Source organism: Ornithinibacillus gellani (assembly GCF_003730295.1).
GTDB classification, from domain to species: domain Bacteria; phylum Bacillota; class Bacilli; order Bacillales; family Amphibacillaceae; genus Ornithinibacillus_A; species Ornithinibacillus_A gellani.
The window spans coordinates 12,638-35,171 of sequence record NZ_QTSZ01000025.1 but is presented as its reverse complement, the minus strand read 5'-3'; the positions used below and the strand labels follow the sequence as shown (position 1 = coordinate 35,171).

Annotated in this window: 28 protein-coding genes and 1 pseudogene; 18 read left to right on the top strand and 11 right to left on the bottom strand. The window is 40.9% G+C overall.

What is annotated here, in order from left to right:
- Nucleotides 1-245 precede the first annotated feature (245 nt).
- Both DX933_RS07800 and DX933_RS18405 read right to left on the bottom strand, forming a co-directional pair.
- Nucleotides 246-1,166, bottom strand: coding sequence for a LysR family transcriptional regulator (locus DX933_RS07800; protein ID WP_123315907.1), 921 nt, complete (start codon nt 1,164-1,166; stop codon nt 246-248).
- Between the two features lie 522 nt (nt 1,167-1,688).
- The gene (locus tag DX933_RS18405; protein WP_190279454.1) at nt 1,689-2,024 is read right to left on the bottom strand and encodes a hypothetical protein; all 336 of its coding nucleotides are present in this window, start codon (nt 2,022-2,024) and stop codon (nt 1,689-1,691) included.
- Here DX933_RS18405 and DX933_RS07790 point away from each other — a divergent pair.
- The 5 genes from DX933_RS07790 to DX933_RS07775 all read left to right on the top strand — a co-directional run bounded on the left by DX933_RS07790 (nt 2,014) and on the right by DX933_RS07775 (nt 5,022).
- A complete protein-coding gene (locus DX933_RS07790; protein ID WP_223805915.1) occupies nt 2,014-2,286 on the top strand; it encodes a tyrosine-type recombinase/integrase in 273 nt (90 codons plus the stop codon). The genes DX933_RS18405 and DX933_RS07790 overlap by 11 nt on opposite strands.
- A gap of 349 nt (nt 2,287-2,635) precedes the next feature.
- Nucleotides 2,636-3,100, top strand: coding sequence for a hypothetical protein (locus DX933_RS07785; RefSeq protein ID WP_123315906.1), 465 nt, complete (start codon nt 2,636-2,638; stop codon nt 3,098-3,100).
- A gap of 407 nt (nt 3,101-3,507) precedes the next feature.
- Nucleotides 3,508-3,687: a DUF5694 domain-containing protein gene (locus DX933_RS18875; RefSeq protein WP_397316108.1), complete on the top strand. Its 180-nt coding sequence runs from the start codon at nt 3,508-3,510 to the stop codon at nt 3,685-3,687.
- Nucleotides 3,688-4,027: 340 nt separating this feature from the next.
- Complete coding sequence (locus DX933_RS07780) at nt 4,028-4,567, top strand: GNAT family N-acetyltransferase (protein ID WP_123315905.1); 540 nt, start codon at nt 4,028-4,030, stop codon at nt 4,565-4,567.
- Nucleotides 4,568-4,635: 68 nt separating this feature from the next.
- Nucleotides 4,636-5,022 (top strand): hypothetical protein, encoded by a 387-nt coding sequence (locus DX933_RS07775; protein ID WP_223805913.1) that lies wholly within the window; start codon nt 4,636-4,638, stop codon nt 5,020-5,022.
- A 390-nt stretch (nt 5,023-5,412) separates the two neighbouring features.
- On the opposite strand, the gene DX933_RS18245 is transcribed toward DX933_RS07775, so the two are convergent.
- On the bottom strand, nt 5,413-5,802 hold the full coding sequence (locus tag DX933_RS18245) for a hypothetical protein (protein WP_145962268.1): 390 nt from the start codon (nt 5,800-5,802) through the stop codon (nt 5,413-5,415).
- A 293-nt stretch (nt 5,803-6,095) separates the two neighbouring features.
- Here DX933_RS18245 and DX933_RS07765 point away from each other — a divergent pair, with 293 nt between their 5' ends.
- The 4 genes and pseudogenes from DX933_RS07765 to DX933_RS07750 all read left to right on the top strand — a co-directional run bounded on the left by DX933_RS07765 (nt 6,096) and on the right by DX933_RS07750 (nt 8,669).
- Complete coding sequence (locus tag DX933_RS07765) at nt 6,096-6,593, top strand: hypothetical protein (RefSeq protein WP_123315903.1); 498 nt, start codon at nt 6,096-6,098, stop codon at nt 6,591-6,593.
- A 66-nt stretch (nt 6,594-6,659) separates the two neighbouring features.
- Nucleotides 6,660-7,220 (top strand): annotated as a pseudogene (locus DX933_RS07760) (AAA family ATPase).
- Between the two features lie 104 nt (nt 7,221-7,324).
- Nucleotides 7,325-8,068 carry an amidohydrolase family protein gene (locus tag DX933_RS07755; protein ID WP_123315902.1) on the top strand — a complete coding sequence of 248 codons (744 nt, stop codon included), beginning with the start codon at nt 7,325-7,327 and terminating at the stop codon, nt 8,066-8,068.
- 52 nt (nt 8,069-8,120) lie between these two features.
- Entirely contained in the window at nt 8,121-8,669 is a 549-nt protein-coding gene (locus DX933_RS07750; RefSeq protein ID WP_190279453.1) for a DUF2441 domain-containing protein, read from the top strand.
- A 422-nt stretch (nt 8,670-9,091) separates the two neighbouring features.
- Here DX933_RS07750 and DX933_RS07745 read toward each other — a convergent pair whose 3' ends face one another.
- From DX933_RS07745 to DX933_RS07720, 6 genes are all read right to left on the bottom strand, one after another.
- Nucleotides 9,092-9,412: a hypothetical protein gene (locus DX933_RS07745; protein WP_123315900.1), complete on the bottom strand. Its 321-nt coding sequence runs from the start codon at nt 9,410-9,412 to the stop codon at nt 9,092-9,094.
- A 166-nt stretch (nt 9,413-9,578) separates the two neighbouring features.
- A complete protein-coding gene (locus DX933_RS07740; protein WP_123315899.1) occupies nt 9,579-10,721 on the bottom strand; it encodes an ABC transporter permease in 1,143 nt (380 codons plus the stop codon).
- Complete coding sequence (locus DX933_RS07735) at nt 10,722-11,855, bottom strand: ABC transporter permease (RefSeq protein ID WP_123315898.1); 1,134 nt, start codon at nt 11,853-11,855, stop codon at nt 10,722-10,724. It lies immediately after the preceding gene.
- A gap of 15 nt (nt 11,856-11,870) precedes the next feature.
- Nucleotides 11,871-12,809 (bottom strand): ABC transporter ATP-binding protein, encoded by a 939-nt coding sequence (locus tag DX933_RS07730; RefSeq protein ID WP_123315897.1) that lies wholly within the window; start codon nt 12,807-12,809, stop codon nt 11,871-11,873.
- A 102-nt stretch (nt 12,810-12,911) separates the two neighbouring features.
- On the bottom strand, nt 12,912-14,006 hold the full coding sequence (locus DX933_RS07725) for a sensor histidine kinase (RefSeq protein WP_190279452.1): 1,095 nt from the start codon (nt 14,004-14,006) through the stop codon (nt 12,912-12,914).
- Nucleotides 14,007-14,025: 19 nt separating this feature from the next.
- Nucleotides 14,026-14,661: a response regulator gene (locus DX933_RS07720; RefSeq protein WP_123315895.1), complete on the bottom strand. Its 636-nt coding sequence runs from the start codon at nt 14,659-14,661 to the stop codon at nt 14,026-14,028.
- Nucleotides 14,662-14,809: 148 nt separating this feature from the next.
- Between DX933_RS07720 and DX933_RS18400 the strand changes: the two genes are divergently transcribed.
- From DX933_RS18400 to DX933_RS07695, 4 genes are all read left to right on the top strand, one after another.
- Entirely contained in the window at nt 14,810-15,013 is a 204-nt protein-coding gene (locus tag DX933_RS18400; RefSeq protein WP_190279451.1) for a hypothetical protein, read from the top strand.
- Between the two features lie 578 nt (nt 15,014-15,591).
- Nucleotides 15,592-16,077, top strand: coding sequence for a general stress protein (locus DX933_RS07705; protein ID WP_123315892.1), 486 nt, complete (start codon nt 15,592-15,594; stop codon nt 16,075-16,077).
- Between the two features lie 11 nt (nt 16,078-16,088).
- The gene (locus tag DX933_RS07700; RefSeq protein ID WP_123315891.1) at nt 16,089-16,820 is read left to right on the top strand and encodes a class I SAM-dependent methyltransferase; all 732 of its coding nucleotides are present in this window, start codon (nt 16,089-16,091) and stop codon (nt 16,818-16,820) included.
- Nucleotides 16,821-17,054 carry a hypothetical protein gene (locus DX933_RS07695; protein WP_123315890.1) on the top strand — a complete coding sequence of 78 codons (234 nt, stop codon included), beginning with the start codon at nt 16,821-16,823 and terminating at the stop codon, nt 17,052-17,054. It begins immediately after the preceding gene.
- A 68-nt stretch (nt 17,055-17,122) separates the two neighbouring features.
- On the opposite strand, the gene DX933_RS07690 is transcribed toward DX933_RS07695, so the two are convergent.
- Together DX933_RS07690 and DX933_RS07685 are read right to left on the bottom strand one after the other, a co-directional pair.
- Nucleotides 17,123-18,610 (bottom strand): S8 family serine peptidase, encoded by a 1,488-nt coding sequence (locus DX933_RS07690; protein ID WP_223805912.1) that lies wholly within the window; start codon nt 18,608-18,610, stop codon nt 17,123-17,125.
- 191 nt (nt 18,611-18,801) lie between these two features.
- On the bottom strand, nt 18,802-19,011 hold the full coding sequence (locus DX933_RS07685) for a hypothetical protein (RefSeq protein WP_123315889.1): 210 nt from the start codon (nt 19,009-19,011) through the stop codon (nt 18,802-18,804).
- A 97-nt stretch (nt 19,012-19,108) separates the two neighbouring features.
- On the opposite strand from DX933_RS07685, the gene DX933_RS07680 reads away from it, so the two are divergent.
- The 5 genes from DX933_RS07680 to dnaN all read left to right on the top strand — a co-directional run bounded on the left by DX933_RS07680 (nt 19,109) and on the right by dnaN (nt 22,494).
- Nucleotides 19,109-19,645 (top strand): DUF1572 family protein, encoded by a 537-nt coding sequence (locus tag DX933_RS07680; protein WP_123315888.1) that lies wholly within the window; start codon nt 19,109-19,111, stop codon nt 19,643-19,645.
- A 40-nt stretch (nt 19,646-19,685) separates the two neighbouring features.
- On the top strand, nt 19,686-19,889 hold the full coding sequence (locus DX933_RS07675; RefSeq protein ID WP_123315887.1) for a hypothetical protein: 204 nt from the start codon (nt 19,686-19,688) through the stop codon (nt 19,887-19,889).
- A gap of 228 nt (nt 19,890-20,117) precedes the next feature.
- Nucleotides 20,118-20,807, top strand: a complete 690-nt coding sequence (locus DX933_RS07670; RefSeq protein WP_123315886.1) for a DNA alkylation repair protein — start codon at nt 20,118-20,120, stop codon at nt 20,805-20,807.
- Between the two features lie 45 nt (nt 20,808-20,852).
- Nucleotides 20,853-21,323 (top strand): GNAT family N-acetyltransferase, encoded by a 471-nt coding sequence (locus DX933_RS07665; protein WP_123315885.1) that lies wholly within the window; start codon nt 20,853-20,855, stop codon nt 21,321-21,323.
- A 37-nt stretch (nt 21,324-21,360) separates the two neighbouring features.
- The gene (dnaN, locus tag DX933_RS07660; protein ID WP_123315884.1) at nt 21,361-22,494 is read left to right on the top strand and encodes a DNA polymerase III subunit beta; all 1,134 of its coding nucleotides are present in this window, start codon (nt 21,361-21,363) and stop codon (nt 22,492-22,494) included.
- Nucleotides 22,495-22,534: the final 40 nt, after the last annotated feature.

Here is a 22,534-nt window from a genome sequence, read left to right as displayed (position 1 = left end):
TCTTGCTTCATCTTCAAAGTGATCACTCCAGCTTCCCCCTTAGCGACAGTTGTGCTAAGGATATTTTCTACTGAAGTGGTTCAGTTTTCAAGTGCGATGGTGGTTCAATTTTAGAGTACCATATACATGATATGTAGGTAATCTACATAACTTTATTATGAAGTGCTTATGAATCATAAACAATTACAACTTTTTTCTAATAACCATAGGTAAAAACTATGATAGTAAATAAGAGAATTTTTTGCTTATTCGGCGGGAACAGTAACCGTATCCCCATGTTGATAATGCTTGGTCATGGTGATTATTTGCTCCAAAAAGGCATTGCTCGCTGCACAAAGAAATTTATTTTTTCGATAAACGACTCCAATCTCGGTGGTTAGTATAGGATGTTTGATTGGGATTGTACGTATCTGTTTGTTATCGATATAATCAAGATAAGCTTTCGGAAGTATCGTAATCCCAATGCCGTGGCTTACCATCGTAATAATGGATTCCATTGTCGTCATTTCTACAACTGGTTTTGGCATAAACTGTAACGCTTCGCATGTTTCATTAATTAACTGCCGCATGTAAAATGTATTAGGCAAAAGCACCGATGGGGTACTTTTTAAAATATCAATTGCTACAAAGGGTTCTTGTGCAATCGGATGATCAATCGAAGCTGCAACACATAAATTATCCGTATAAAGTGGAATGACGTTTAAATCTTCATGTTCGATAGGAGAGGATACGATTCCCAAGTCCAGCTCATTATGCAAAAGTCCATTGATAATATCGCCAGTACGCAAACCCTGGATAGATAATTCAACATTCGGATACTTGTCATGAAAGGCCAATAAGGTGGGTGGGAGTAAATAATTCACCACAGTTAGAAGTGCTCCAACTTTTAAGCTGCCTCTTTTCAGCCCTTGCAGTTCACTTATTTTTGCATGGGCCTGCGAAAGCTCATGAAAAACATTGTAACCATGCTGTCGCAATGCTTCACCCGCTTCAGTAAGCATATTCTTTTTGCCGACCCGATCAAAAAGTGGCGTACCTATCTCATGCTCCAGTAAACGAATTTGCTGGCTCAATGATGGCTGGGCAATTCCAATTTTCTCAGCGGCACGAGTAAAATGCAGTTCTTCACAAAGCACCATAAAATATTCCAACTGTTTTAATTCCATACAACACCCTCCTCCGACAATGATAGGATATTTCAATCATTATAGAATAGATTAATGATATTTACTAATGATGACCGTAACACTCCGAATGCCCTCGTAAGGAAATAGGCAAACCCGTATCAATCAACCAGCACCTTTCCTCAAGAATCGCTTGTGAACAAAGCTTGCATGCCCGTATTGAAAAGAAAGGAATCGGGCCGCTGATTCCAACTTTATTTCAATTAAAAAATATCTTCAAGCAAATTTGGCCAGAAAGTCGCATGGGTTTGGGTAGAACTCGCATGCCTCAGCCGTCAACTCGCATACCTTTAGTCCAAACTCGCATGCCTTAGCACAAATCTCGCATGGGTTTGGTCCAAAGTCGCATACCTTTGCCCAGAAGTCGCATGCATCAAGAGGGAAGAAATCGGCGTGGGCCGATTTCAACAACAATTTAAAAATTCAGGTCTGGTCTCACCTGCGAAGTAGCGCGTCTGACACTGAAAGTCGCGCCCCAACTGGGTGAACTCGCGCGCCACCGGGTCAAAGTCGAGCGCCAACCACGCCAATTCGCGCCCCAACTGGGTGAACTCGAGCACCAATGCCCCAAAGTCGAGCGCCAACCACGCCAACTCGCGCGCCAAAGCCCCAAAGTCGAGCGCCAACTACGCCAACTCGCGCGCCAAAGCCCCAAAGTCGAGCGCCAACTACGCCAACTCGCGCGCCAACGCAGCAAAGTCGAGCGCCAACCACGCCAACTCGCGCGCCAACGCAGAAAAGTCGAGCACCAACTACGCCAACTCGCGCACCAAAGCCCCAAAGTCGAGCGCCAACTTCGCTAACTCGAGCACCAACGCAGCAAAGTCGCGTGCCGACCACCCCACCTCATGCACGCGAAGCTGAAGAAAATATATTAGGAGGGAATCGGCTCACCAATTACACCTTACGTATTTCCAACCAGGCTGGCATTAAAAAGACGATTCATGCTCATCAATTACGTCATAGTTATGCAGCACATATGGTTGACAACGGTGCACCGCAAATTCAAAGCCTTCTCGTTCATGAAAAAGGTAAAACAACAAGGATTTATGCTCATCTTAGTGGAAAATTGCGACATGACTGGTATTGCAAATATTATTAAGGTTTGCTGACGAAAATTGAGTGATGATGGATGGAACAAGCTAGAATTATGATATAGTGAAATTAATGATCTGCTGTCTTCTTTTCCATATTCAGGAAAGATGGTAGAACAAGGTTCATTTAAAGGAATGCATTGCCTTACATACGGAAAAAGCCGACATTGAATGTTAAATGATGTAGTTTTTTATGTGGTTCATGAGAAGGACAAATATGTTGATGTCATTAACATTTTGCCATCTCGCTCAAAGCAAAAAAAGAATAAAAGATTCAATAATGGGCTAGTTTAATTGAATAATGAATCACAAAAGTAATGAGCATTTACTTTAAAATAAGATTAAACGGGGGTTTATATGCGAAAAGTATATCTGGATAGAACAGAATTAACTGGAGCCATAGTGGTAGATTTAGAAGATACGAAGGTAATACCAGCAGGGACAACAATTTCCCCTATGAGTGCTCATGATAAAAATGAAGTGTATCAAAAATATGCTAGCGATTATGATATACAATTTATCTTTGACGATGATATTCCACATTTAGCGTTTTTTACGGTTCCGCATGTAGACATTATGGCAAAAGACAGTAAAGGTGGATTGATTGGAACTGTTTACCAACAGTGTGATTCGGAAAGTGATGCACCAATTTGTTATATTAATAGGGATTTAGAGTGTTTTATAATTTCTAAAAACGTAGAAGATTTCCTGAATAATATAGTAACATGGCAAGACAACGTGAAACCCTATGATAAAATTACCGTTTATCGTTCGAAAGCAGAAGCAGAAGCCGAACTAGAATTTATCGATTCGTCTACCTGATGAACTAACGGGAGCGATACTTTAACTAGGAATTGCGCTTGAACTGCATAATGGCTATTTTGCAAGAAGTTAGGCGGTAAGAAACAGGTAAACAAAAATACTGTTTACTAGAATGCTATAAGGATTAAGAATGAAATTTTATGTCTATGCATATAGTTCTGCTCGCTAATAGTTTAGTTTGCTGAGGATGCAGAAATTTTCCGGAGGCGTATTGATAACAGAGGTATTAAATAAACACTTAAATAAAAGAGATGAAATACAGATAACTATTTTTTAGGGGAATTTTTCTAATGAAAGGTAATAAAAAAGGGATGTTTTATTGCTAGGAACCCACCATATTCAAAAGGAACAAGAACTTTATATCATGTGTGCACGTATTGGGGATGGGAAAAACAACGTAGGAATAGATTGGCTTTGTAATTACTGGTATCGCCGAAATATGTCTACTATACGAATATAGGGCGGATTTCTTAAAAAAAGAAAGGGTTTTGGTAATCTACGGTGTGGGGCATTTGCACTTGCTAACCCAGTTTTTGCAGGAAAGTGGTTTATTCTCATTAAACCCTGTGGAAAAATATCTTGCGTAAAGATAATTTTTTGCTGAAAGTTTATGAAAGCTGTGTTTAAGATTAATCCAGAATCAGGCGCTTTAGTGAAACAACGGTATTCATCTTCAAGTAAAGAAGCATGGTGGTGTAAGAGCAATGTTTAACCGATGTTCTACAATCGGGCCAGATTGCTGCATACAAACTGTTGCTTTCTGTTCCAGCGCACGCTTTCCTGAGGGGGTGGCTTGAGCCTCCCCGGTCGCAAAAACCAGTGCGTTTATCCTGTATAATGAAATTCAAAGTAGAAATGTTCTCTGCGTTGTTTGCGCTAAAGAAGTAAAGGTTTGTAATTTTATATAATATGAAAGAGGTGAATACAATGATTGAACTACGCAAAATTACTCACGATAATTTAAGAGAAATATTAGCATTAGAATTGGCAGATGGGCAGGATCAATATGTGGATACCAATATCTATAGATTAGCTTCGGCCTATGTGAAAATAACCAACAACGAAAAACCTCCTATCCTCTTTGCTATATATAACAACGATGAAGTTATAGGATTTACAGATATGGGGTTTTATGAGTTAGCGGAAAGTGCTTACTTGTGTAAAGAATTTGGCGACAAGGCTACCTACGGAATTAACCACTTTATGATTGACAAGAAGCAACAAGGCAAAGGGCTAGGCAAACAGGCTATGATAAAGATTATTGAATATTTGTACTCGTTTCCGCAGGGTAAAGCGGATGCGATTTCTATATCGTATTGGATGACAAACGTAGCCGCCCGTGGATTATACAAATCAGTTGGCTTTATAGAAACAGGCGAAAAGTGGGACGGAAACACGGGGGAAAAATGGGACGCAGACAGAGAAGACATAGAGCTTGCAGAAGTAGGTACAAGACTTGCATTTTAAGATAATTAACGAAGAAATTGAATGGACGGTTATGGAATAAAGTATTTTTTAAGATAAGGGTGAAGAGCGTGTCCAAGAAAAATATAATGGGTAGAGAAGACGATTACATCTTCAATAAACAAAAAGCTAAATTAAAAATTGGAATTGGCTGTTTTTTTGGAGTGGTTATTTTTGGATTATTAGTTGTTTTCATACCTATTTGGTTATTTTTTTCATACTCTAGCGAAACACAGTTAAAGGTTAGCCATTCCCCCAATAATGTAAACACAATCGAAATTGTTAAGAAAGATGATTTTCCTGACCCAACCATTAGAATCAAATACGATAATAAAAGTATTATGAAAACCACAATACCAGACAATATATCTGTCCAATGGAACAATGATTTTGAAGCTAATGTTATTCTTACTAAGCAAGGAAGAGAACCGGGAATTGTGAAGGTGGAATTTAAATAGTGGTTGCAAAGAATGCAGTACGTCCTTAACAATCGGGAGCATTGTTGCATAAAAGATACGAAAGATTATTTTGTCGTACTTAGCAAAATTAAAAATAAAATGCTTAAGGTATTTTAGTTTTAATGATGGAATCAGACCGCCGATTTCAACTCTAGTTCAATTGAAAAATATCTTTAAGCAAATTCGACCAAAAAGTCGCATGGGTTTGGGTAGAACTCGCATGCCTCAGCCGTCAACTCGCATACCTTTAGTCCAAACTCGCATACCTTTGCACGAATCTCGCATGGGTTTGGTCCAAAGTCGCATACCTTTGCCCAGAAGTCGCATGCATCAAGAGGGAAGAAATCGGCTTGGGCCGATTTCAACAACAATTAAAATTCAGGTCTGGTCTCACCTGCGAAGTAGCGCGTCTGACGCTGAAAGTCGCGCCCCAACTGGGTGAACTCGCGCGCCACCGGGCCAAAGTCGAGCACCAACGCAGCGAAGTCGAGAATCAACTACGCCAACTCGAGCACCAACGCCCCAAAGTCGAGCACCAATGCAGCAAAGTCGTGCCCCAATCATGCCAACTCGAGCGCCAAAGCCCCAAAGTCGCGCGCCAACGCAGCAAAGTCGAGCGCCAACTACGCCAACTCGAGCACCAACGCAGCAAAGTCGAGCGCCAACTACGCCAACTCGAGCACCAAAGCCCCAAAGTCGAGCGCCAACTACCCCAACTCGCGCGCCAAAGCCCCAAAGTCGAGCGCCAACTACCCCAACTCGCGCGCCAACCACCACCAATAATGAAATCGGCCGCTCGCCGATTTTTACCTATTCCATATACGAAACATGTTTATTCATGTAAACTGTTATTGACAGACTAATCAATAAAGTGAATTAATTACTGGTTGTCACTAAAAAAAGATCGATGCCATTTATGGATTCATGTCATCATCGAATCATACCATGTTATTAGGATGTCACAATAGTTAATGCAGTTAGAAAATTCCATTGTAATGACATTCAAATTTATTTTGTTGCGTTGGGAACGTATTGGAATATAGGTGCAAGATAAAATAATAGGGGTGATTTTCATGAAGGAAATTCGGTTCGTATTCATTTTATTCAGTATGCTATTTGTAGTGTCTGCCTGTACATCAGATGAGGAAGCTCAAAAAGTGTCCCTCCCGGAAGATATTCCTGAATTTGTATCAAAAGATGATTTTACAGCAATTGATTGGGAAAACAAAGCGGGTGAATTTGGCGATAACAAGATTATAGGAAATGAAAATAAATCAGGTGTGCTTGGTGTGGAAAGTCCCAGTTTAAACGGGCAAAAGTGGATGTGGCATTTATGGGGAATAGAGAACACCGAAAATGCTGAATTAACAGTTGTTGGCTTCCATAAAGATACAGAGACTGTCCATCAAATTTTAGTAGATGGATGGACAACAATGCTTGGCGGACAAAACAATGGTGCAGATGCACATACACCATCTTCGGTAAAAATACCGGAATCAGGGGAATGGGCTATGTTATTGTACGCCAATGGAAAATTATTTGACACATTGATATATCAAATAAATGAATAGATCTCATCTAATTAGATTTGCATCAATATACGTATACGAGAGAATGGTAAAGGAAGTAGAAGATGGATGAAAAGGTTAGCAATTATTACGGTGGGCAAGACACATAGTGGAAAAAGTACTTTTGCAAGGTTATTAGAGAAAAATTTAGCTAATTCATTTATAGTCGATCAGGATCATCATGCTGCGTTTATTCATTCACATTATCAAAAGTTACAGCCAAACAGGGCCAAATACGCTTAAGCACTCCATTACTAAATTAATTGTTGATTACGCGAAGAAACATACAGACTTACATTTCATTGTAAGTAATTCCAATCGAACAAAAAGAGGAAGAGAATATTTACTTCATGAAATCTACCCTAAAATGAGTTTATTCGTATTTTAGTTTATTTTGATATATCAAATAACATTCTTCGAGATCGGGTTACCAATAGTACACGGAGCACCAATATATTCAGAGTATCTACTAGTTTTGAGGAAGTCCTGTTAAAGCAGCAGGCTGAGGCTCACTTGGCTGATTATATGGCACCAACGGAGGATGAAGCTGAATATTTATATAAAATAACGGATAACAAAGATGTGGAATCTGTGATTGCAGAAATTGTTCGCCTTTCAAAAGCTCTATAATTATTTAAATTATATATTGAACTATGGGAAAATAGCATCAAAATAGTTTAGCGAACTTGGTAATCGGATGACGAATGTTGTAATTGAGAAAGAAGGAATTTTGGATGAGGATTTTTGATGCGCATTTTCATATTATTAACGATGATTTTCCGATTATTGAAAATCAGGGGTACACCCCACCCAACTATATCGTAACAGATTACCTGGAAGAAACGACTGGTATGAACGTAGTGGGTGGGGCAATTGTTTCTGGCTCATTCCAGGGATTTGATCAAGCATATTTATTACCTGCATTAAAACAACTAGGAGATACATTTTGCGGTGTAACGCAATTGCCGTATACAACATCAGATGAGGAAATTATAAAATTAAATCAAAATGGAGTAAAAGCATTACGTTTTAATGTGAAACGGGGCGGCTCAGAAAGTTTAGCAAGTCTAGATTACTTTGCTAGACGCGTGTATGATTTGGCCGGATGGCATAGTGAGCTATATATAGATGCAAAAGATTTGCCAGAAATTATTCCAATCATTGAGAAGTTGCCCGCAATTTCAGTTGATCATTTAGGATTATCAGAAGAAGGGCTACCATATTTATTGAGGCTCGTCGATAAGGGAATTCGCGTAAAAGCTACTGGTTTTGGGAGAGTGGAATTGGATGTGGCGAATGCTATGAAATCTATTTATCATGTGAACCCTGATTCGTTGATGTTCGGAACAGATTTACCCTCCACAAGAGCAAAAAGACATTTTGAGTATGCCGATGTTGAATTAATTCAGCAGCTTTTTGATGAAAAAGCAGCCGAAAAAATATTGTATACAAATGCTTTTCAATGGTATTTCAAATAGTTTTCTTGCACTATCCCCCGTACAAAATGTTGTAAGGAAGGTTAAATTCAAAATGGAAGATGTATATGTATATCATGCGGTTACCGAAAAGGCAATGGAGCTTGGACAGATCATCACCTTTGATCGTCATCATTTTAATGGTGTGTATCATCGGGTAATGACCTGCAAAAAAATATTAGATGGAAATAAACCATCAGATGATTTTTCAAAGGATATTAATGCAAATTTAGATTATTGGAAGGTTAGAACGTTTCGTGAATTGGCCATGGAAAGGGTAAGAACGGAGAAGTATCCAAATTATCCTTCCAGATTGGCTTGTTTATATACGACAAAGACACTTTCAAATGCTGAAATGTGGGCAGATTCATTTTTGCATAGTGGTAGAGAGGTTTTACAGATCGTAAAATTACGCACAAATGGCAGAATTTTTAATGGTGATGCATTCAACGTTTTTGATGGAACAAGCTATGAGGCGGAAAATGAAAAAAATGCTGAGCACTACTGGAATAACCAACCAAACAAATATGGAAAACAGCCATTAATTGAAACGCTTATTGATGGCAATATTGAGGTAGTAGAAATTGTGAAGCGATTTAAATGATGGTATGTGGGGATGGTGGATGCAAGAAAGAGATGAAGACAAAAACCGTTTCGATAGGGGATTTTATTGGAACTTGGATGGCGTCCTTCTTGAACCGAACTTTATCGTGATCCTGTAAGGAGTAATTCAAAATCATTCTGGGTAAAGGATGGAATCGGCCCGCCGATTCCTACTTCATTTTATTTAAACAAATTTGGCCAGAAAGTCGCATGGGTTTGGGTAGAACTCGCATGCCTTAGCCATCAACTCGCATACCTTTAGTCCAAACTCGCATACCTTTAGTCCAAACTCGCATACCTTAGCACGAATCTCGCATGGGTTTGGTCCAAAGTCGCATACCTTTGCCCGGAAGTCGCATGCATCAAGAGGGAGAAATCGGCTTGGGCCGATTTAAACAACAATTTAAAAATTCAGTTCTGGTCTCACCTGCAAAGTCGCGCACCAGCGAGCCAAAGTCGAGCACCAACACAGCAAAGTCGCGCACCAGCGAGCCAAAGTCGCGCGCCAACGAGCCAAAGTCGAGCGCCAACGCCCCAAAGTCGCGCACCAGCGAGCCAAAGTCGAGCATCAACTACGCCAAGTCGAGCACCAACGCCCCAAAGTCGAGCGCCAACACAGCAAAGTCGCGCGCCAAGACACCAAAGTCGCGCACCAACGAGCCAAAGTCGAGCGCCAACACAGCAAAGTCGAGCACAAACTACCCCAACTCGCGCGCCAACGCCCCAAAGTCGAGCACCAACCACTCAAACTCGAGCACCAACGAGCCAAAGTCGAGCACCAATCATCCCAACTTGCGCCCCAATCACCCCAACAATGAAATCGGCCCACGCCGATTTCTACTATTATCCTATTGAATGTACGGTGCACAAACAAACAGCCCCCGGCGCTTAGGCGGCAGGGGCTGTTTAGTTAGATAAAGCTTTTGGTGTCGTTGTTTCGGCTGAATTTGTAAATGGCAATCAGGAAGAATGCGATTGCGAATGCGAATAGGATGCATAGGTTCAGGTACAGGCTGCTGAATGTGCTTCCTGCTTGCAGTGCTTCCAGGGTGTCTAAGGTCCAGCGTTGTGGGAGGAACTTAGATATTTTTTGTACGACTTCTGGCATGACTTCGACTGGCCAGAAGCAGCCGGATAGCATGACGGTTGGCATGATGACCAGGTTCATGAGTGCAGAGAAGGCTCCTCTGCTGTTGGAAAATGCGACGAGTACAAGGGATACGCCGACGGAAATCACCGAGAATATGGCCATGACGATGAATGCTTTTCCGAATGGGATGTTCAGGTCAATGTGAAATACATACGTCAGCAGCATGAGCGTGATGGTCACTTGAATAAACATGACAATCATATTGACGATGATGTTGGAAATGATATATTTTCGTGCTGTGATTGGTGTGGATAGCAATCGAAAATAGGTTCGGTTTTCCTTTTCTGCTAAAATGATTTCCGATAACGTAGCGGCGGACATCATCATGATCATGATGAGAAATCCGATTGCAGATATCGTTAAATTTTTATTCGTTGATGCGTCGGTCAATGTAGTCGTTGTTAATTGGAACTCACTCTGCTGATAATCCTCATACATCTTGTTAAATAAATCAGCATTTCCGTCAGCAGCCATGCCGAGAGTGGCTAAATGATCGATATATTGATACAGATAGGATTTTACAAATGCGGTGACTTGATCTCCTTTAATCGAGGTCAAGTGAACAGCATCTGGCTCGCCTTTAAGCAGGCCTTCCGTATAGCCCTCCTGGAAGGTAATGACCCCGTCCATTTCACGGGATGTGACTGCTTTGGAAACATCGTTATCTGATATCTCCACGGTTTTAAAATGATCGATACTGCCCAAAAAGGCAATCGTTTCTTCTGCCATATTTCCTGCGTCATGGTTGATGACACCAAATTTCATATCGGTAGTCTGGCCGCCATAAGCGAGTAGGGCGATTAAGATGGCACCGATTGGAGCGACCAAATATAATAGGATATTTCCTTTTTTTCGGAAGGTCGTGCGTAATGTTTTTTTGATAAGCCAAAGTATATCCTTCATTTATAATCCCTCCCGTCGGCTTAAGGCAAAGGTTGAAAAGACTAGAAATAACAGAGAAATTCCTAAATTCATCGCAATTGCTGGTATGACCAAAGACAAATCATTGGCGTATATCATTTGGAACATGGCATCATTTTCCAAAGTGAGTGGCGAGATGTTCGTCATCAGTTTTAATAGTCCATCTGCATCGCCAATTGGAAAATATGCACCACCAAAGAAGGCGGCAAGCTGCAAGACAATCATAATCACAGGCATTGGTGCGGTCGGTGTTTTAAATAAAAAGGAAAGACCAAGACCGAAGCTGATGGCCATGATAATTTCTGTTAATAAAATGAGTGCAACCAGGCCCAAATGCTCTCCCCAATTTGCATGGAAAAAGATGATACTAAAGGCTACGACTAGCGCAATACAGACTGTATTTATCGCAATGCTCCCTATTAGCTTTCCCATGAAAATTTCTGATTTCTTGATCGGTGCAATCATGAGTCGATCCGCAGTATGTCGGGAGCGTTCTTGGGTAATTAAATGGGCAGCCGATATGGCGGCATATAACGCAATCATCGTTGTCATCACGATGGCGTAATAATCCATCGAGCCAGGTTGTTGATCCGGAAGCAGGGTCTGGTCCTTTATATAATCATGGTCCGTAGATGCTGTGAGCACGGTGTCCAGCTTTTCCGGAGCGGCTTTGGAAATCTCAGTTATCAAATTGTATTGATCCACGAAGGAAGCGAGGGAGCCTTGGATAACACTCCCGCCGATGCTGTTTTGATCATTTAGGTATAATTTCGCACCATCTTCATCGATGGAAAGATAGGCATCAGCTTGATTTTCCTCGACCTGATCCTTTCCGTTTGTCCCTTTGGATAAGCGCTCAAAATGGATGCCCGATTTTTCCAATTCCTTCGTGAAGGCATCAAACGGTTGTTGGATTGGCTCATTCGAGTTTTCATACAAAACCGTCATATCATCCAAAGCGATATTGTCATCAAAATCGCCACCATCAAATGCGCCGGTCAATGCGGTCCCAAGGATAAGCATGAGGACAATCGGAAAGGCGATCATAAATACCAATGTACGAATATCGCGGAAATCATGCTTGACTTCCTTCCATGCGATTTTTAGTATATTCATGTTTACTGCTCCTTTCTACGCATCTCTTAATGTCCGGCCAGTAAGGGTTAAAAATACGGTTTCGAGATTTGGTTCCTTCTCATCCAAGGTTCGAATTTCAATTTTGTTTTCAATGAAATAGCTGATAATCTGATTTAAATTATTCGCGCCCAATTCGGTATGAATCTGGATGGTATTTTCTGCTAAGGTGACATTTGCTACACCTGGAATGGCTTTGATGGCATCAATGTCAACGTGGTCTGTATCCTTCACGTCAATATAGATGAGCTTTGAATCAGTAATCAGAGATTTCAACTGCTCTTTCGTTCCATCGGCAATAATCTTTCCATGGTCGATGATGGCAATTTTCGTACAGATTTCTTCAACCTCTTCCATATAATGACTCGTGTAAATGATGGTACAACCCATTTCGTTCAACTTTTGAACGGATTGCAAAATATACTTTCTGGATTGCGGGTCAATGCCGACAGTCGGTTCATCCATAATAATCAGCTTTGGCTGGTGAGCAATAGCGCATGCAATATTAAGGCGCCGCTTCATCCCGCCGGAAAAAGATTTTGGATAGCTTTTATGTTTTTCGGCTAAGCCAACAAATTCCAATGCTTCTATCGTCCGGCTTCTCAATTTTTCCCCACGTAAGCCATATAAGCCGGCGAAGAAACTGACATTCTCATAGGCGGTTAAATCTTCATAAATAGCTAACTCCTGCGGTACAAGGCCGATATGTTTTTTGATGAAAATTGGGTGCTTATTTGTTTCTTTGCCAAGCATTTTAATCGAGCCGTTATTTTTTCGCAGCAAACCAGAGATCATGTTAATCGTCGTACTTTTTCCCGCACCATTGGAACCGAGAAACCCAAAAATTTCACCCTCGCCAACGGTAAGCGACATATCATCCACTGCAATAAAATCCCCAAACTTCTTCGTCAAGTGCTTGATTTCTAAAATATTCATTCCCTTTCACCTCTTCGGCTAAAGTCTATCTATAGTATAAAAAAAAGAATGCCAACCCGTAAGTGCATTCCTTCATAACCTGATGTGACATTCTTCATGATTTTAGTTTGATTGGAGCGGGAGCAGGGTGGTGACGGAGAATCCATTGGTTCCATCCACGATGACTTGTCCACCCATGGAGGCCGATCGTTCCTCCATACCGATGATGCCGAGGCCTTTTTCAAATCTTTCCGCGCCAGCCCCATTATCCTTTACTTCGACTTTCACAAGCTTGTTCAGGACAATCACATTTACCGCAATTTGGGTGCTATTTTCCGCATACTTCATGGTGTTGGTGAGTGCTTCTGTCGTATTTTTTTGAATAACCTCCCATTGAAAAGCATTCACTTGGTCTATATCTCCATCATAGGTGAGGATGGTTTGTTTGTCATGCTTGGCTGTGAACTCATCGATGATTAATTTTAAACGATTAATGCCGACCTGCTCCGTTGATGGCTTCATATTTTTCAAAGTCAGCCGAATATGCTCAATCCCCTCCTGGGTAATTCCGATTGCATTTTGCAGCAGCTCCTCCGCTTTTTCCTTATCAACATGTAGCATCCGTTTGCTTGCCTCCATTTGAATGAGAGCCCCGGTAATCGCATGTCCGACATCATCATGGATCTGCTGAGAAATCCGATTGCGTTCCTCCAATCGGAACATATAAGCTGATTGCTTCAGATAGGTATCATTTTCATGAATTTGTTTGATTAATTTTTGATTCGTATTTCGCATCCAATCCAGCTGTTGTTCATTTTTGACGTGTTTTTGTTCATTGTATTTTTCAAATGTAAAAATAGTGATGGTATAAATGGCAACGAGCAGAAAAACCGCCTGCAGCTCCTGCTGGATATAAAATACAGGTGAAATTGCAAAAACGATTGGGATGATCGTCTTTTTTGTCCAAAGCTGGCACAATTCCAAAATGGACAATGGCATTAATAGAATAAAAATGGGATTGGCCTGCACACAGGCAATCAAGGTAATCGTAACCGATACCAGCAAAAAGAGACTGACGATATAGCGTTGTTTGAGGAGATGTATGGTAATATTCAATGATATATAAAGGAGAAGAAATAAAATCCCCCAGGCAAGATTTGGTGCTGCTGCATATAAAAAGGTGAGCATGATAAAGAAAATCAGAATTAGTTTACTCATGACGGTCATGCGCTCCATATCAATACACATTCCCCGTTAAGTAGTAAACCGCAATCTGGGTACGATGCTTCAAATTTGTTTTATCTAAAATGGTCGTAATATAATTCGCAACCGTCCCACCGGAAATAAACATATGCTCCGCAATCTCCTTATTGGAATAACCCTTGGCAATATAGGCCATGATTTCCAGCTCACGCTCTGTAAACAATTCTGTATCGATATGAGGCTGTGACGTCGGATTGACCAAGCTTTGTTTGATTTTATCCAACATAATATCCTGAATAATACTCGTACCATGATACACACTGATTAACGCATCACGAACGCGCTCCGGATCATTGTTCTTTAATAAATATCCCTTCGCCCCGTTCTTGATCGCACCAAGTATGTATTCATCATCATCAAACGTCGTCAAGATGACCGGCTTCGTCTCCGAAACAGCAACAATCTCCTTCGTTGCATCCACTCCATTCATCACAGGCATACGCACATCCAAAAGCGCAATATCCACCGCATGCTCCTTACAAAAATCAACAGCCTCCTGCCCATTCTCCACGAGGGCAACCACCTCAAACTCCTCATAAGTCGACAAAATAATATTCATACCCTCACGAATAAACGCATTATCATCCGCAATCATCACCGTAATCGCCATCTTCAAGCCTCCCAGCATATCGAAAAGACATTCTTCATTCAAATCATATAAGAAATAAACCCATTTGGCAAAATGATCCTGCCCGTCACACCCTGAAAAAGGAACCGGCACGCCGATTCCACCCCATCTTGAAAAGATTTTCGTATGCATGAAAAGAGTGGGGGATGGGACGTTTGGTGCGCAACTTCATGCAATCGGCACTCGAGTTCGGGCGTTTGATGCTCGACTTTATGCGTTTGGCGCTCGAGTTCGGCCAATTGGTGCTCGACTTTGTGCGTTCGGCGCTCGAGTTCGGTCAATTGGTGCTCGACTTTATGCAATCGGCGCTCGAGTTCGGCCAATTGATGCTTGACTTTGTGGAATCGGCGCACGAGTTCAGCCAATTGGCCCGCGAGTTGGCAGGTGAGACAGAGGTTAGACTAGTTATATGATGATGAAATCGGCAGCCGCCGATTTCTTTCCTTTTAAGGCATGCGACTTATCCCCAAAGCTATGCGAGTTTGGGCTAGATGTATGCGAGTTAATGACTAATGCATGCGACTTTACGCTAATCCCATGCGACAATCGTGGCAAGGCATGCGACTTTCGTTTAATCCCATGCGACTTCCAAGCCTCCGTATTCGATTCTCACCAATCCATAAAAAATAATGAAATGGTGGGGATCGGCATGCCGATTCCATACACGTTCCAATACCTTGTGCCGGGGATCAGCATTATGGATATACTAAATGGGGTATAGTTTTGGATTTCTGAAAACTTTCATGCGAAGGTGACAAGCATGCCGACGATAAAGGATACTTCCCGGGCTATCTTTTCCTTTCGCAATGGGATGGCATGTCATATGGTAAACTAACCTATAATGAAGTATACAACATGGATTCACATAAGCGGTTTGATTGCTATCCATAAATGAGTTGGAGCGAATGTGGTATGAAGGAACTGGAAAAAAGACTGATTTACTTATTTACGGGAGAGTTATTTGCGGTCACCACTTTTACTTTTATTTATCTGCGTGAGCTGGCGGCGAGCCAAAGCTATGCGCTCATGTATGCTTTAGGTGTGTTGAATTTTATCCTCCTGCAAAGTAGTTTTTACTGGTTTATAAAATGGTGCAGATGGAAGCGGAAAACTGCGTGTGTACCTGGTTTGATTCCCCTCTTTGCGGTGTTGAAAAAGGTGAATTTCATCCTCCTATTTATAGCACCATTGCTTTTTTTGCTGGAAATGTTCATGTGGAAACGCTCGACACTTCCTATTGAATTACTAGGTTTGTACGTTTATTTTTTCGCCATTATCGAGTACATCAATTACTTCCATATACAGTTGACGAATTATAAAAAAGGTAGAGGGAAAAGGCCGGTAATTGCGAGAGAGATTGACAGATGGCGGAAAACACACACAAGAAAAATAAACTAGGAGGGGAACGCATGCGACAAACGATAAAGGATACCTATGATCAATTAGCCCGCACGTATCAGGATGATATTGATGAGGGGAGTCCTTACAATGCGTACTATGAACGACCAGCGATGCTGGCGGCACTGCCGCAATCATTGGCTGGAAAAAAAGTACTCGATGCTGATTGCTCAGCAGGTTGGTATAGTGAAAGGCTGTTGGAACGTGGGGCAACCGTAACTGGAATGGATATTAGTCCGGAAATGATCAAGGCAGCAAAAGCCCGTTTGGGGAAAAAGGCTAGCTTTAACTGTCATGATTTGGAGAAACCGTTGCCGTTTGAGCGAGATACCTTTGATATTATCATTTGCTCGCTGACGCTCCATTATATAAAGGATTGGTCGCAGCCGATGGCGGAATTTGCTCGCGTGTTAAAGCCGGGTGGGATTTTGTTATTTTCTGTGCATCACCCCTTTATGGATTTTACAAGATTTGAATGTGCGGATTACTTTGACACCATTCAACTAACCGACAGATGGCATAAACCGAGCATTACCATTGATGTGAGCTTTTACCGGCGCCCGTTGCAGCAAATTATCCATGCACTTGTACCCAAGTTTATGATAGAAGAGCTGATAGAGCCACAGCCACTTGAAAAAATGAACGAAGCAAATGGCGATGCCTATAACTATCTGATGACGAATCCTCATTTTCTTATAGTAAAAGCAACATCAAAAAAAGGATTGTTGAAGGAGAAAAAATAGATGCATAGAAAAGGGTTTATTGTCCTATTTTTACTTAGTTTTTCATCATTACTGATTTCCTTAAAATTATTTTGGAATATGGGGATATTTGTAGATGCGTATCATACCAGTCCTGACGTTGTTAATGGTGGAGAATTTTGGCTGCGGATGGATTGGTTGCGGTTGTTGCTGCTATTTATCCTTACTGTGATAACCGGCATCGGCATGTTTCAAAAGGGTACACATAGCAAATAAAAAGGAATCGCCTAGAAGACGATTCCCTCAGAAAGCGTTTACAAAATGAAGCGAATTATTTTATAAGCTTATTTTTTTGTCCAATATTGTGGTGTATATGGCGGTTCCCAACCAGGGAAGGAATAATGGCTTACCCGTGAAACATAGGTCGTACCATTATACGTCACCTCATCACCAGTAGAATACCAGGTGTAAGCCTGCCATTGTGGTGCAGATGGTGCTTGTCCATCATCGCCACCATCATTACCAAGTGCAGACTGTACCGCTGCATTGGCATTGACAATCCCATGGCCATATTCATAGCTAGAGCCTGCATTTTCAGCTGTTGCTGTTAAAATAGACCTTGCAGACTGCACAGAAATATTAGGATTTGCCGATCTCATCAAGCCGAGTACACCTGCCACATGTGGCGTTGCCATCGAGGTTCCGGACATACTCGCATAGCGATTATTCGGCACCGTGCTGTAAATATTAGAACCAGGCGCCATGACATCCAATCCCGATCCATAATTGGAAAAATAGGAACGAGATTTATTGGAGGTGACGGACCCAACCGCTATCGAACCGCTATATGCTGCTGGATAAGATACCGTACTGACGCCGTCATTTCCAGTTGCTGCAACGACAATGGTACCTTGGTTGTTCGCAGCTGAAATAGCTTCGTCCATTCCTTGGAAATATCCGCCGCCACCAAGCGACATATTGATCACATCTGCACCGATACTTGCAGCATAAGTGATTCCCTCCATAATGCCGTACATGGAACCATAGCCATCATCGCCAAGCACCTTAACAGGGATTAGCGTCGCATTTTGCATGACTCCAGAAACGCTGCCATAGCTAGCGATTGTACCCGCAACATGTGTACCATGCCCAGCACGATCCCCAGTATCACCACCAACAAAGCTTCTGCCCAATGAGGTGTTCACCAAATTGCTTAAACTAGCATGGTAACTATCAATCCCCGTATCTAGCACAGCAATTCTTGTACTGCTTGAACCAGTAACATGCTGCCATGCCTGTGGAGCTTTGATCATATTGTAATGCCATTCCTGATTCGGATGCACTGCCATTGGTTTCGCCTTATCCAAAGATGTCTCCAATGCTTGCATCATATAGTTTTCATGAATATATCTCACTTTCAAATCCATATGTTCCAAGGTTTTCTTAAGCTCTGATTTTGCCTGAGTCAAACTGTGATAGGTGGATTCCGCATACTCAACCAAATAAACCAATCCCATTTCATCCACTAAGTCCTGCTTCATTACCTGCTCAACATCCGTTTGCAGGCTATTTAGTAATGACTTGGTAACCTGAAAACCTGCCTTGGACAATTGATCAGAAGCCAATAACATGTCATGCGTCTGTTTCAAAGAAGCTTTCTCAGCATCCGCTTCAATGGAAATGACCAACTGTCCATCCACAAATTCAAACTCCGAATCCGCATTAGAACGCTTGTCCGATTCCGCCATGACCTGCCCCGCAAACACCAGTGCCCCAATCAAAACAGACAGAAACAAAACGACACTACCAATGGACCTAAAAGATTTACTCACAAAAACCCTCCTTTGTTTTTCCCCAAAAAATTTGGCTTGAGCATGCTCTACTAGGGGATTACATAAATTGTAACAAAAGACAAAATTATTTAAATATGTAAAAATAACTGTTTTTATAGCGGGAAATTCAAAAATATGGTAATTAATATCCATGACAAATTATGCTATTTATTACCAAATCACGCGGTAAATCAATGGCTGGCGGAGGTAGCTTGGATCGCTGCCTGAAGTCGCGCGCCAATCGTGTGAACTTGCGCGCTAACCAGGTAAAGTCGCGCACCAACCCCGCCAACTCGTGTCACCAAACAAAAACGTTTTAGACTAAGGATGGAATCAGCTTGCTGACTCCCACCTAAACCAATGCAACAAGGGTAAAAATCGGCAACAGCCGATTTCCACAATACATTTCATTTCCTCCCGAATATATTATCAGATTTTTCAGAGCGTCAATGTTATACTTGAAGTACATAGGTATTGGCTGAAAAGGGGGCTAATTGGATGGAAATTGGGTCTGTATATCTGAAAATTATTCGGTCCAGATTTAGCAATGTGAAGGAGCTTGGAGATCGAACGCTTAGCCAATTATCGGAGACGGAGATGCATTGGCGTCCGAATGAATCTTCAAATAGTGCTGCGATTATTGTGCAGCATATGAGCGGAAATATGGTATCGCGGTGGACTGATTTTTTAACGACAGATGGGGAAAAGACCACAAGAAACCGGGATCGGGAATTTGAAGAGCATATCAATTCGAAACAGCAATTGCAGGATGTTTGGGAAAAAGGCTGGGAAGTACTTTTTCATGCAGTGGATGGTTTACAAAGTCAGGATTTGCTCGCAACCATTACGATTCGCGGGGAAAGTCATTATGTGCTCGAAGCGATAGAAAGGCAGCTGGCACATTATGCTTATCATGTTGGGCAAATTGTTTATATTGGAAAGCAATTGAAGTCAGTGGATTGGGAAACACTTAGCATTCCTAAAGGAAAGTCTACGGAATATCTGCGAGAGCAATTGAAAAAACATCGTACCTAATTCGGCGCTGCAAGGTGAACAAATTTGGGAGGTGGAACACATGCCAAGACTTCTAAAAATCATGCTATTCTTTACGCTTGGATTACCAAGTCTTGTAACGGTTCTTCGGATAGCGACAGATTCCCTGCTTGGAAATCCGCTTGACTGGTTTTCCTATACGGCATCTTTCTTCGGCATCGCAGCGGGCGGACTCATTTTCGCAACCCCATTATATTACCTCATTTCAAAATCGAACGAAGAATAATGGCGTGACGAAGGTCGATGTAAAGATCTTCATACGGAAATACGAGATAGAAAATCTGCCTGTGCAAGGACTTTGTATGACCCATAAAGAAAGACAGCAGTATTCCTTGAAAAACAAAATAAAAAGGGAACAAATGTTCTTGATAATATATTTTTGTTAGTGTATGATGTATCTAACAATTTTTTTACTTTTTAGACGGTTTAAACAAAATATGGAGAGCGTGTGCACATGATGAATGAATATATTCGATTAATCAAAACGTTATTACTTTCATATGAGAATCAAGATAATGCAGTAATCATGAAAAAATATATGCGTGACCAATTTGCATTTATTGGTATGAAAGCCCCGCAAAGAAAAGAATTAGTACGGAAGCTGATTAAGCTTAATGGTATACCATCGGAGGATGAATTTCCATCTGTTATCGCTGAACTTTGGCAAGCGCCAGAACGAGAATATCAATATCTTGCTTTGGAATTGCTAGATCGAAAAATGAAGCATTTCGAGGAAAAAGACATGGAATGGTTGGAGAATCTTATTGTAAATAAGTCATGGTGGGATACCGTCGATTGGATTGCGTCCAAGCATATAGGCAGTTATTTTATGCAATATCCAGGGAACAAAAATGACATCACACGCCGCTGGATCGATTCAAATGATATATGGCTAAAGCGGACCGCAATATTATTTCAATTAAAATATAAAACACGAACAGATGAAAAACTATTATATGCATATATCAATCAATGTCTTGGATCAACTGAATTTTTTATAAATAAAGCGATTGGCTGGGCACTAAGGGAGTATTCGAAAACAAACCCACAATCGGTGATCGACTTTGTTGAGCAAACCCCATTAACCAAACTCAGCAAAACGGAAGCATTGAAGGTAATTAAGAAGAAGCAAAAGCAGCTGTGAATCTCGCAGTATATAGTAGTAATCTACAGAAACCCGGAGGACATCATGGAACTATTAACCTATGAAAAAAGCTACGAAAAAAAGATTAAAGATTATCACCTATCTGCAGAACAGCTTCGTTTTACTGGAACACCAAAGGAATGTGTTTCGCAATCGGAAACAGACGCTAACAGACATTGTATATTGGCGCTTGAAAATCATGAACTCGTAACATTTTTTGTTCTTCATGAAAAGGAAGGTGTGAAGCCTTACGCTGAAAATCCACATGCTATGCTATTACGTGCCTTTTCCACGGATCTGCACCATCAGGGCAAAGGCTACGCTAAACAGGCTTTATTACAGTTACCGGCATTTATCAAAAAGCAATTCCCGCAAATTAATGAGGTTGTCCTAGCAGTTAATGTGAAGAACACGGCAGCACAATCGCTCTATAAAAAATGCGGCTATGTGGACGAAGGAGTTCGAAAAATGGGCAGAAAAGGTGAGCTAGTCATTATGAATTATCACTTTAAATAGCGTTTTAGGAAAAATTAACTTTTGGGAGGAAACGTTGATGGAGTTTAAGATAAATCGTGACTATTTTTATCAAGCTATTTTAGATGTCGGTAGGGCCATCTCGTCCAAATCAACACAAATCATTTTGAATGGCATCAAAATAGAAGCAAAATCAGATTACCTAACACTTACAGGAAGTAATTCAGATTTCTTTATTGAAAAGACAATTCCGAAAGTAAAGAATGAACTGCTCATTTATGAAGTTTATCAAACAGGAAGCATCGTTATTCACGCCAAATATATTAGCGAAGTTATTCAAAAAATACCTGATGATATTTATTTAAAAGTGAATGATAATCAATCTGTAACGATACAATCAGAGGAAATAGTTACTACATTAACCGGTCTTGATGCAGAAGAATATCCACTCCCTCAAGAAATAAATATAAGCAATAAAATGACGATTCCAAGTGAAGATTTAATAGAAATGATAAAACAAACCGCATTTGCTGCCTCGAAAAGCGAAACCAGGCCTGTACTTACAGGTGTAAACTTTCATTTTCAAGACAATTTATTCAGTTGTTCAGCAACAGATAATCAAAGGCTGTCTTTAAAAAGTCACCCTATACAATCCAATGTAACTGGATCCTTTGTTGTACCTAGAATATCCTTACTTGAACTTATAAAGTTATTAGGAAGTATCGCCCCCACAGAAATTGATATATTTGCCACCAAAAACAGCATCATGTTTAAATCGAAAAGCTTGTTATTATATTCAAAATTAATAGAAGGAGAGTATCCCAATACAGCCGGTTTACTATCCAAGCAAGCCCGTACTAGAATTACGCTGGATACAAAGCAATTATTAAAAGGGGTCGAGCGGGCGAACATATTTGCTAGTGAAAAACGAAATAACAATGTAAGGTTTCAAATCGTGGACAAATCAAAAATTAATATCTCGTCTCAAGCTTCTGAAATGGGGGAAATTGAAGAGACACAACAAATGAAGCAAATCTCAGGTGAAGAAGAGCTAAATATCTCACTCGACGCTAATTTTATGATAGATGCATTGAGAGCAGTTAAAGAAAAGGAAATAAACCTTTATTTTAACAGTTCTATGCAACCGATTCTGATTTTGCCTATCGGAGATGATTCGCATATGCAACTCATTTCACCTGTGAGATCACATTGATGTATACGTGGAGCTGAAAGTACTAGATGACAATTTTTTT

Excerpts from the sequence above, each read along its gene's own strand:
- DX933_RS07800 (WP_123315907.1), bottom strand. The coding sequence starts at position 1,166 with ATGGAATTAAAACAGTTGGAATATTTTATGGTGCTTTGTGAAGAACTG.
- DX933_RS07785 (WP_123315906.1), top strand. The coding sequence starts at position 2,636 with ATGCGAAAAGTATATCTGGATAGAACAGAATTAACTGGAGCCATAGTG.
- DX933_RS07780 (WP_123315905.1), top strand. The coding sequence starts at position 4,028 with ATGATTGAACTACGCAAAATTACTCACGATAATTTAAGAGAAATATTA.
- DX933_RS07765 (WP_123315903.1), top strand. The coding sequence starts at position 6,096 with ATGAAGGAAATTCGGTTCGTATTCATTTTATTCAGTATGCTATTTGTA.
- DX933_RS07755 (WP_123315902.1), top strand. The coding sequence starts at position 7,325 with ATGAGGATTTTTGATGCGCATTTTCATATTATTAACGATGATTTTCCG.
- DX933_RS07750 (WP_190279453.1), top strand. The coding sequence starts at position 8,121 with ATGGAAGATGTATATGTATATCATGCGGTTACCGAAAAGGCAATGGAG.
- DX933_RS07740 (WP_123315899.1), bottom strand. The coding sequence starts at position 10,721 with ATGAAGGATATACTTTGGCTTATCAAAAAAACATTACGCACGACCTTC.
- DX933_RS07735 (WP_123315898.1), bottom strand. The coding sequence starts at position 11,855 with ATGAATATACTAAAAATCGCATGGAAGGAAGTCAAGCATGATTTCCGC.
- DX933_RS07730 (WP_123315897.1), bottom strand. The coding sequence starts at position 12,809 with ATGAATATTTTAGAAATCAAGCACTTGACGAAGAAGTTTGGGGATTTT.
- DX933_RS07725 (WP_190279452.1), bottom strand. The coding sequence starts at position 14,006 with ATGAGTAAACTAATTCTGATTTTCTTTATCATGCTCACCTTTTTATAT.
- DX933_RS07720 (WP_123315895.1), bottom strand. The coding sequence starts at position 14,661 with ATGGCGATTACGGTGATGATTGCGGATGATAATGCGTTTATTCGTGAG.
- DX933_RS18400 (WP_190279451.1), top strand. The coding sequence starts at position 14,810 with ATGAAAAGAGTGGGGGATGGGACGTTTGGTGCGCAACTTCATGCAATC.
- DX933_RS07705 (WP_123315892.1), top strand. The coding sequence starts at position 15,592 with ATGAAGGAACTGGAAAAAAGACTGATTTACTTATTTACGGGAGAGTTA.
- DX933_RS07700 (WP_123315891.1), top strand. The coding sequence starts at position 16,089 with ATGCGACAAACGATAAAGGATACCTATGATCAATTAGCCCGCACGTAT.
- DX933_RS07695 (WP_123315890.1), top strand. The coding sequence starts at position 16,821 with ATGCATAGAAAAGGGTTTATTGTCCTATTTTTACTTAGTTTTTCATCA.
- DX933_RS07680 (WP_123315888.1), top strand. The coding sequence starts at position 19,109 with ATGGAAATTGGGTCTGTATATCTGAAAATTATTCGGTCCAGATTTAGC.
- DX933_RS07675 (WP_123315887.1), top strand. The coding sequence starts at position 19,686 with ATGCCAAGACTTCTAAAAATCATGCTATTCTTTACGCTTGGATTACCA.
- DX933_RS07670 (WP_123315886.1), top strand. The coding sequence starts at position 20,118 with ATGATGAATGAATATATTCGATTAATCAAAACGTTATTACTTTCATAT.
- DX933_RS07665 (WP_123315885.1), top strand. The coding sequence starts at position 20,853 with ATGGAACTATTAACCTATGAAAAAAGCTACGAAAAAAAGATTAAAGAT.
- dnaN (WP_123315884.1), top strand. The coding sequence starts at position 21,361 with ATGGAGTTTAAGATAAATCGTGACTATTTTTATCAAGCTATTTTAGAT.